The 9442-nt window shown below is 38.3% G+C and carries 10 protein-coding genes; all 10 read right to left on the reverse strand.

Going from position 1 to position 9442, the window contains the following annotated elements; genetic code table 11:
* Nucleotides 1–26 precede the first annotated feature (26 nt).
* Nucleotides 27–509, reverse strand: coding sequence for a 23S rRNA (pseudouridine(1915)-N(3))-methyltransferase RlmH (gene rlmH / locus ACFIKD_RS02695; RefSeq protein WP_375636030.1), 483 nt, complete (start codon nt 507–509; stop codon nt 27–29).
* A gap of 1 nt (nt 510) precedes the next feature.
* Nucleotides 511–954, reverse strand: coding sequence for a ribosome silencing factor (gene rsfS / locus ACFIKD_RS02700; protein WP_375644657.1), 444 nt, complete (start codon nt 952–954; stop codon nt 511–513).
* Nucleotides 955–1007: 53 nt separating this feature from the next.
* Nucleotides 1008–1601: a nicotinate-nucleotide adenylyltransferase gene (locus ACFIKD_RS02705; RefSeq protein WP_012754576.1), complete on the reverse strand. Its 594-nt coding sequence runs from the start codon at nt 1599–1601 to the stop codon at nt 1008–1010.
* Nucleotides 1602–1630: 29 nt separating this feature from the next.
* Nucleotides 1631–2887: a glutamate-5-semialdehyde dehydrogenase gene (locus ACFIKD_RS02710; RefSeq protein ID WP_375647155.1), complete on the reverse strand. Its 1257-nt coding sequence runs from the start codon at nt 2885–2887 to the stop codon at nt 1631–1633.
* Between the two features lie 45 nt (nt 2888–2932).
* Complete coding sequence (proB, locus tag ACFIKD_RS02715; protein WP_375647157.1) at nt 2933–4072, reverse strand: glutamate 5-kinase; 1140 nt, start codon at nt 4070–4072, stop codon at nt 2933–2935.
* A gap of 1 nt (nt 4073) precedes the next feature.
* Nucleotides 4074–5099, reverse strand: a complete 1026-nt coding sequence (obgE, locus tag ACFIKD_RS02720) for a GTPase ObgE (RefSeq protein ID WP_375647158.1) — start codon at nt 5097–5099, stop codon at nt 4074–4076.
* A gap of 172 nt (nt 5100–5271) precedes the next feature.
* Nucleotides 5272–6000, reverse strand: coding sequence for an RlmE family RNA methyltransferase (locus ACFIKD_RS02725; protein ID WP_273790641.1), 729 nt, complete (start codon nt 5998–6000; stop codon nt 5272–5274).
* A gap of 29 nt (nt 6001–6029) precedes the next feature.
* The gene (locus ACFIKD_RS02730; protein ID WP_375647159.1) at nt 6030–7340 is read right to left on the reverse strand and encodes a Ppx/GppA phosphatase family protein; all 1311 of its coding nucleotides are present in this window, start codon (nt 7338–7340) and stop codon (nt 6030–6032) included.
* A 933-nt stretch (nt 7341–8273) separates the two neighbouring features.
* A complete protein-coding gene (locus tag ACFIKD_RS02735) occupies nt 8274–8876 on the reverse strand; it encodes an invasion associated locus B family protein (protein ID WP_375644660.1) in 603 nt (200 codons plus the stop codon).
* A partial coding sequence (locus ACFIKD_RS02740; protein ID WP_375647160.1) for a YadA-like family protein occupies nt 8873–9442 on the reverse strand: 570 nt, incomplete at its 5' end. The genes ACFIKD_RS02735 and ACFIKD_RS02740, both read right to left, overlap by 4 nt.

A 9442-nucleotide genomic window follows, 5' to 3' on the forward strand; every position in this document is an offset into this window, starting at 1 on the left:
TAAGTGCTAAAAATTGCACAAAAATATTAAAAACGATGATACGGATGATTATTTTCGATTGTCACAGCGCGGTAAAGTTGTTCTGTAAGAAGAATACGTGCGATTTGATGTGGCCACGTCATCAAACCAAAAGATAAAAGAAAATCAGCATGCTTCCTTATTTGTTCATTATGTCCATCAGGTCCTCCCAAAGCAATGACGACATCTCGAATGCCTTCATCACGATAACACCTCAATTTTTCAGAAAAAGAAATTGAAGAAATCGATTCTCCACGCTCATCTAACACAATTAATCGACATTTTTCAGGTAAAAATTCAATAAGTCTTCTCCCCTCTTCCTCCATACGTTGACACGCTGTTTGAGCACGACTTTCTGGTATCTCTTGTAACTTTTTTAAATGAAAGCCTACAACTCCAGAAATTTTAGAAAAACGATCCAAATAATGCTGAACTAATTTTTGCTCCGCCCCACTTTTCATACGACCAACCGCAAAAATAGAAATTTGCATTTTAATGATCTCCGAAGAGAAGCAAAGCTGTATCGTTTAAATCCGGAGTCATCCATATTTTTTCTAAATTATAAAAAAGGCGAATTTCTGGACGAAAAAGATGAATGATAATATCACCTGTATCAATCAATACCCAATCACCTCCAGCAAGCCCTTCTACACGCGCAAGCCCCTGCCCATTATTTTTCCAAGTATGTAATAAATGATCAGCAACAGAAGATACATGACGCTGCGAATTTGCTGAAGCTATGACCATATAATCAGCCAAAGATGACTTCCCCCGAATATCAATAGCAACAATATCTTCTGCTTTTGTATCTTCTAAGCTCTTGAGAATAACTTCAAGACTCTCTCTAACAGAAAAAACTTTTTTTTCTTTTGAAGGCATACTATCGTAAGAGTGTTTGTGTGCAATATTTTTCAGATCAATATCCTTTCTTATCATTGTGGAATCTAAAAAGAGATTTCTCTAAAGAGAAGCAGAATCTTAGGAAATGTTCAAGAAAAATCATTCTTTTTCAAACGCAGGTTTGTTGAAGATTGAAAAGATAAAGGTCCATGCAAATAAGTCCAAACTGGTGGCTTGATAAAAGGTAATCGCTTACTTTCTCTCTCATCCAAACGAAAACGACGATAAATATGTGCCATAGGAGAAGAAAGTGCCGACCGATTGCCTAAAGGACGATCAATAATCGCAATAGGAAGCATAGAAACGATATCATGCCATCGATACCAATGATGTATCGTCGTAAAACTATCTGCCCCCATAATCCATACAAAATTTACGCCACTGTAATGGGTAAGAATATGAAAAATTGTATCTATTGATACTTTGCTCCCTATAGCCTGTTCAAAACCTGTTAGGCGAATTTTCGGATGGTCAATAAGTTTAAAACTTAATTGCATTCTCTCCTCTAAAGAGAGCAACTGTGTACGATCCTTTAAAGGATTTCCTGGAGTGATCATCCACCATAACTGATCAAGATGCAAACGCCGAATGGCAATTTTTGCAACAAGAAGATGCCCTGCATGCGGTGGATTAAAGGAACCACCAAAAAGACCCACAACATTGGATCTTTCAACATGTGGCATACAATTTTTCCATGGAAAAAATGGTGTTCTCAAGCTCTAACCTGACCATTTCCTTTAACATGATATTGAAATGAAGTTAGCTGTTCAACACCTATCGGGCCACGTGCATGCATTTTTCCTGTTGCAATACCAATTTCCATTCCAAAACCAAATTCACCTCCATCAGCAAATTGTGTGGACGCATTGTGCAGCAAAATAGCTGAATCTAAATGATTAAAAAAATTCTTCACCACTTCCAAATCCTCAGCAATAATCGATTCCGTATGTCCTGATGAATAACGCTTGATATGAGAAATGGCTCCCTCAACACCCTCAACCGTTTTAACAGAAAGAATAGCATCAAGATATTCATGCGACCAATCTTCTTCAGAAGCTAATTTGACATCTGGCATAAGAAAAACAATATCTTCTGTAGCACGAATTTCACACCCCTTCTCCTGTAAAGCAGTTAAAACAGGAAGAAACTTTTTTAATGCCTGACTGTCAATGAGAACTGTCTCAACAGCACCGCATATCCCTGTCCGCCGCAACTTTGCATTTAAAACAATATTGCGTGCCATATCTAAATCTGCCGATTTATCAATATAAATATGACAAAGTCCCTCCAAATGAGCAAAAATTGGAACACGTGCATCAGACTGAATGCGGGCAACAAGGCTCTTTCCACCACGTGGTACTATCACATCAATCGCTCCATCCAATCCTTTGAGCATTTCCCCAACGGCAGCGCGATCTGTCGTTCCAACCATTTGAATAGCATCTTTGGGTAAACCAGAGCGCTCTAAACCTTGTACCAAAGCTACATGAAGAGCATGAGAAGAATGAAAGCTATCCGAACCACCACGCAAAATCGCAGCATTGCCTGCTTTTAAGCACAAAGAACTCGCATCAACTGTAACATTTGGACGACTTTCATAAATAATACCAATCACACCAAGAGGTGTTCGTACACGACTTATATGAAGCCCATTTGGACGTTTCCACGCGCTCATGACCTGTCCAACAGGATCAGATAAACGAGCAACTTGGCGAACACTGTCTATCATTGCACGTAAACGCAAGTCATCTAATTTTAGCCGATCAATCATTGCAGCTTTCAAATTATTCTGAGCAGCATTCTCTAAATCTTGACAATTCGCCCGTAAAATCTCATCTGACTGAGCCTCCAGACTTAAAGCGATCATTTCCAATGCATTGTTCTTTTGCTCAGAAGAAGCAACAGCCAACGCTGCAGCGGCATAGCGCGCTTTTTGTCCCATATCTTTCATTTGTTCTTCTAAAGTCATCGTATCATCCACTCTGCCAAAACAATAAAAACAAAAGTAACTTTTTTAAACAGAATTGGTCAAGCAACGTACAATCATATCATTACGATGCACCATAGCAGAGCGCGCCTCATACCCAAGAATAGCTTCAATTTCTTCACTTTTATGTCCTATAATGCGTACAGCCTCATCTTTGTCATAGCTTACAAGTCCACGCGCAATCTCAACTCCATCTGTACCAACAATTGCAACCGTATCCCCACGCTGGAAATTTCCCTCAACGGCAATAACCCCTGCAGCTAATAACGATTTTCCTGTTTCAAGGGCCCTAATGGCTCCTTGATCAATCGTCAAAACACCAGATGGATCTAAATGACCAGAAATCCATGTTTTCCAAGCACTGACAGATTTCTTACTTGCCGCAAAAAAACTCTTACGTTCACCTTTGTCAATTGCAGCAAGGGGATTCATACGCTTGCCTGAGGTGATAATCATCGCCGTTCCAGCAGCATTAGCGATTTTTCCGGCATCAAGCTTAGTCTTCATTCCTCCCCGTGAAAACTCTGAAGCAGCAACATCTGCCATTTTTTCGATATCATGCGTAATGGATGCAACAAAAGGTATAAATTCAGCCGTAGGATCACTATGGGGAGACTTTGTATAAAGACCATCAATATCAGATAAAAGTATTAAAAGATCTGCCCTCACCATTGTTGCCACACGTGCAGCTAAACGATCATTATCACCATAACGAATTTCAGTTGTTGCAACAGTATCATTCTCATTAATAACAGGCACAGCTCCCAAATATAAAAGCATCTCAATCGTTGCACGTGCATTGAGATAACGCCTTCGCTCCTCCGTATCAAATAAAGTGAGCAAAATTTGGCCTGTTTTGAGCCCATGTTGAGCAAGCGCATCACCATAGGTTTTTGCTAACTCAATTTGCCCCAAAGCAGCACATGCCTGACTTTCTTCCAATTTCAAAACGCCCTTAGGAAGCTGTAGCAATGTCCTTCCTAAAGCAATAGCGCCTGAAGACACCAACAATATCTCTACGCCTTTTTTGTGCAATTCAACAACATCACTGATCAAGCTTTTAAGCCATTCAACCCGTAAACCTGTCTGAGGATCAACCAAAAGGGCAGATCCAATCTTGACCACAATACGTTTATAGTGTGTAAGTTTTTTCGATCCAACAGCCATCTCAATCAACCTTGCTATCCCCACGGATCTCCTCTTTGCGTGACATTTCAATAATATGTGCACCAGCCCGCAGCACATTTTCTAAACCTTCGCGGCTAACCGCAGAAAACATCATAACAGGTTGACCCGCAGCTCTTTGCAAAGCTTCTTGTTTCGTTTTACGCTCTTCAATTGTCAGAGTATCTATCTGGCTTAAAGCGACAATTTCAGTCTTATCACTTAGATTATTTCCATATGCCTCAAGTTCATGACGCACAATTTGATATGCTTTTGCTACATCTTCTTCTTGAGAAGAAATCAGATGAAGCAGTACGCGACAACGTTCTACATGTCCTAAAAAACGATCTCCAATTCCCACACCTTCATGCGCTCCTTCAATTAATCCTGGAATATCAGCCAAAACAAATTCACGACCATCAATACGTACAACACCAAGATGAGGATGTAGAGTGGTAAAAGGATAATCTGCAACTTTTGGTTTTGCAGCCGTTACAGAAGCTAAAAAAGTTGATTTTCCAGCATTAGGTAAACCAACAAGCCCAGCATCAGCAATTAATTTCAAGCGAAGCCATACTGCGCGCTCTTCTCCAGCCAAACCTGGATTTGCACGACGCGGTGCCCGATTTGTCGATGTTGTAAAATGAAGATTACCAAAACCGCCATTCCCTCCTTTTGCAAGACGATAGCGCTGTCCCACTTCCGTTAAATCACAGATTAACGTTGTATTATCTTCTTCAAAAATTTGCGTCCCAACCGGAACTTTAAGGATGACATCGTCACCCTTTTCACCCGTCATATTACGACCCTTGCCATGCCCCCCTGTTTTTGCTTTAAAATGCTGTTGGTAGCGATAATCAATCAGCGTGTTAAGCCCATCAACAACAAGAGCCCAAACATCACCACCCCGTCCTCCATTCCCCCCATCAGGTCCCCCAAATTCTATGAATTTTTCACGACGAAATGATACTGCTCCAGAACCTCCATTACCAGAACGAATATAAACCTTAGCTTGATCAAGAAATTTCATTGGAAGCACTCTCTGAGGAATCAATCTCTCTACCTCTATAGGCAATACATTAGTTTTACCAGTTTTTCATCATTGATAACAGAAAAACTGTCAATATCGCCGATAACTCTTTGAGAAAAAATCATCACATCTAAATAGGTTAAGTAAAGTTAAATCTTCTTAAAAGAAGGCGCTATTCTTGTATTTTTGTTTTTCCCTTAAATTCAAGTGCTAGAAGATAAAGCTCTACTGATTCTGATCGGCTTGCAGGCGGTTTAACATGATAGACTTTTTTAAAATGCTGTTTTAGTATCGTGAGAAGAGTGTTTTCTGCTCCTCCTTGAAAAGCCTTTGCTAAAAAATGTCCCCCAGGCTTAAGAACCGAAAGAGCAAAATCAGCCGCAACTTCACATAAATAAATCGTTCTTAAATGATCCGTCTGACGATGACCTGTTGTTGGCGCTGCCATATCAGAAAGAACCACATCCGGTTTTGTCCCTAAAGTTTCAATTAATTTCTGCGGTGCATCTGTATGCAAAAAATCCATTTCCAACATGGCAACTCTAGGCAATGGATCAACATGTAAATAATCAATACCAACAACGCTAGGATCTTCATCACTTGACCCTACTATACGCTCAGCCACCTGACACCATCCCCCAGGTGCTGCTCCTAGATCAATAACCTTTTGACCTTTTTTCAAAAACCTATAACGCTCATTAATTTCAATGAGTTTATAAGCCGCACGCGAACGATAACCATCTACTTTTGATTGATGGACATAAGGATCATTCAGATGCCTCTCTAACCATCGTCGTGATGAAGCTTTAATGGTTCCTGCTTTCTTTTTTACGCGCTGATATAATTCATGTGACCCTGAACCTCCGTAGCCACCCCTCGGTGTTTTTGTTGTTTTTTTCATCGTTATTCATTGTCTCCATATTTAATTCTCTAACGCTTTAAATCTCCGCTCTTTCTATGACGACACCATACCCCATCGCGCAACATCAGCTCTATCAAAATTCCTTCCCTTAATCCACGATCAGCAACTCTTAAACGCTGACTTGGCCAAACTTCCCGAATAACATCTAAAATTGCACAACCAGCTAAAACTAAATCTGCTCTCTCGCGCCCAATAAAAGGACTTACGACACGTTTTTCTATATCCCATGACAATAGGCGTTTTGTCATAAGAGTAATGTCTGCATCATTCATCCAAATGCCATCCACTTTTTTCCTATCATAACGCTCTAAATTAAGATACATTCCTGCTAAAGTCGTAACTGTACCGGAGGTTCCCAAAAGATGAAACTTCGAACCTTGCGCTAACTCTCCTAATTTATGACGATCTGAAAAATTATTTAATAACCCTCGCACATAGCTTTTCATTTTTTCAAAATCATCTAAGCTAATATCATTCCCTCCAAAACGTTCAGAAAGCGTAACAACACCAACAGGAAGAGAAGTCCAAGCGATAATTTGTCTAGCTAAACGAAAAGAACGCTTTTGAGAAACATCAAGTAGCACAATTTCTGATGATCCTCCTCCAATATCAAAAAGCACAATTGCGTCAGTATTTGGTTCAACAAGTGTACTACACCCTGTAACAGCAAAACGCGCTTCTGTTTGCCGATCAACAATTTCCAATTCAAGACCTGTCTCCTCCAAAACACGCTGAATAAAATGTCTACCATTTTCTGCAGAACGACAAGCTTCTGTTGCAATCAAGCGATAACGCTTAATATGCCTTTGTTTTAGCTTTAGATGACAAATCTTTAATGCTTCAATCGCACGATCCATAGCTCGTGTATTAAGAAAACCGTTATTTATTAAACCTTCTCCCAATCTTACAATACGAGAAAAAGCATCAACAACACGAAAATATCCAGGTTTACTGGGAGATGCAATGAGAAGACGACAATTATTCGTTCCGAGATCAAGTGCCGCATAAAGAGGTGGAGATTTTACTGGAGGGAACCGTCGAAGAAAAGGCGCTTTGAGTTTTGTTGTTTTTTGAGCACCTATCATTATCTGACTATGAAACTCAAAAGCTGTCTCAGATTGAACAAAAGCCTGTTTCTGTTCATAATGTTTTTTTCTCTGTTGTCTCTTTATATCAACAAAAACAGAGTATGCTTCTGTTCGTGACAATGCAGAACGATTATTTGTATTACTACCGCACTGATCATACAACTGATCTGCTTTGGTATCGTATATTTCTCCTCGCTTTAACTCTTTTGAACCATAATTTAACGGGGTCATTTCTCTTATCCCTTGAGCGTTCCCCCAATAAATAAACGCGAAAACTCTTCTTCTCATTCCTAAATAAAGCAATAATGCAGCATCAAATGATAAATACAAGAAATCATTCTTTCTTTGCCTATCATTAAAATTTTCTACACTAGCATCATTCAGATTTTTGTATAATCTTTTGGTTGTTTCCGTGAAATCATGCTTCTCTTTATGAACTTAAAACTATAAATTAATCGTTTACGTTCGCATCAATTTTTATAAATTTTGCTCTTTTCTTTATATCATTTACACGGAGTACACTTCTATTATAACAAACCTACATTATCATACTATTTGCTGCCCCTTAAGGACACAACAACCTATACATTAGTACGGTTTATAAAAAATTTTTTCTTTTTTTCAATCTCGTTATCCACACACGAACCTCGTTTGTTGTATGCAATGAAATGGCTTTGATTATGCTGGAATAAAAGTTCCGTAGTACTACAAAATGCAATTACAATAGCTGTTATTTTGTGAATACCAATTTAAACTATCGTTCAAAAAATTCTCTAGGATTATAAATTTATCTGAAAAATATTAATGCTTAATCAGACCGCTCTAAAAATCCATTTAAAGCTTTAAAAAAGAATTTAGCCTACTTACTATTATAAGGAAGCTATCTTTTTAATTATTTTAAATCGAGTATTTCTAATCTTTTTTACTTCTAATAACTCACGAAATCACTCTTTAAGCTTTATGGAAAATACTAACTTTATTTTCTATTACATATAAAGAACTTATTGTGACTTTATATTCATAAAACTCTCACTCTTTCCAATAAATCACCTTGATATCATATTATATAAAAATTCTTACTTATTTGACCTTATAATTTACACTCAAAAATATAATACAACGATTTATGAAAAAATGACTCTTGTTAAAAATACTCGATGGATTCTAAGGACGTAAAGAATTAAGTGCCGCATTTAACCCTTTAAATGGTACAGTAAAAGAAAATACCTTTCCTTCTTTAAGTTTATAGGAAATACGTACTTTATTGTCCTGCTCTATTTGTTTAGTCAAAACCGGCCCTACAGGCGATTGTGCCAAACAAACGGTTTCATTGCATTGCGTATAATGAATAAGAACAGGTTTTTTAACACCTTTTACAAACATTTGAATCGGAACATTTATATCAGAATTTGGCAATGTTCGAAAAAGCATCACTGCTTGACCACTTGTCGTAGACACAAGAGACCAACTAAAAATGGTATTTCCTTCTTGATCATGAACAGTCTGTGTCACATTACATATACCTTGCTTATGTTTAAGCTTTTGTTTTTCGTCACAAATCAAAGTCCAATCATAAAACTGCATAATAATTCGACGTGTTTCACCAGGTTCTCCCTTAGGTATCGATAAGTGTGGTGGATGCACTGTATAAATATTATCATTCTCGTTAGCAGAGCTTTCGCTCTTGCCTATTAAGGCAAGAGCAAACAGAACCTTTACTAAAATACTTCTCTTTTTTACAATAACAGCCATTTTTTCTATTATCATCTCAACCTCAGAGTAATTCCAGCACCTATCCCCCAGTGACCTCCAGCACTCGTAATAGATACATTCGAGCGAATATTTCCATCTTCAGATGTATAACCAGCCCCAATAGCAAATGCGGATTGACTGCGCCACAAACCACTACCAAATGAAACACTTAAAGATCCTGGTATATCATAGTAACGTAAGTTGGACACCGCTAAACCAATCGCTGCTGCTTGTCTTGCTTCCTTGCGAACATCCTCAATAGCATAATTTAGCGTCTCAAACTTCATATCCGTATAGGATTTTGCCTCGTTAACGCCATTATTGACAAGACTACTAACTTTCTCATCCGTATACTTATTGGCATCTTCAAGAACCGTCTTCATCTGCTGTTCTGTGTAATCATGTAACTGACCTCCATTAACAGCTTCTTTCGAATCCTTTTCAATCTTTCCATCCGCTACATTGTCTATTAACACTGGAGAACTGTCATCTCCACCAACTAATGTAACTGTATTGGTCTTTTTACCTGTTTCATCTTTATCATATTGTACAGATCCATCCGTAACTTTAGTTTCAATATC

The organism is Bartonella sp. CR84HXZ (genome assembly GCF_042194535.1).
Classification (GTDB): Bacteria; Pseudomonadota; Alphaproteobacteria; order Rhizobiales; family Rhizobiaceae; genus Bartonella; species Bartonella grahamii.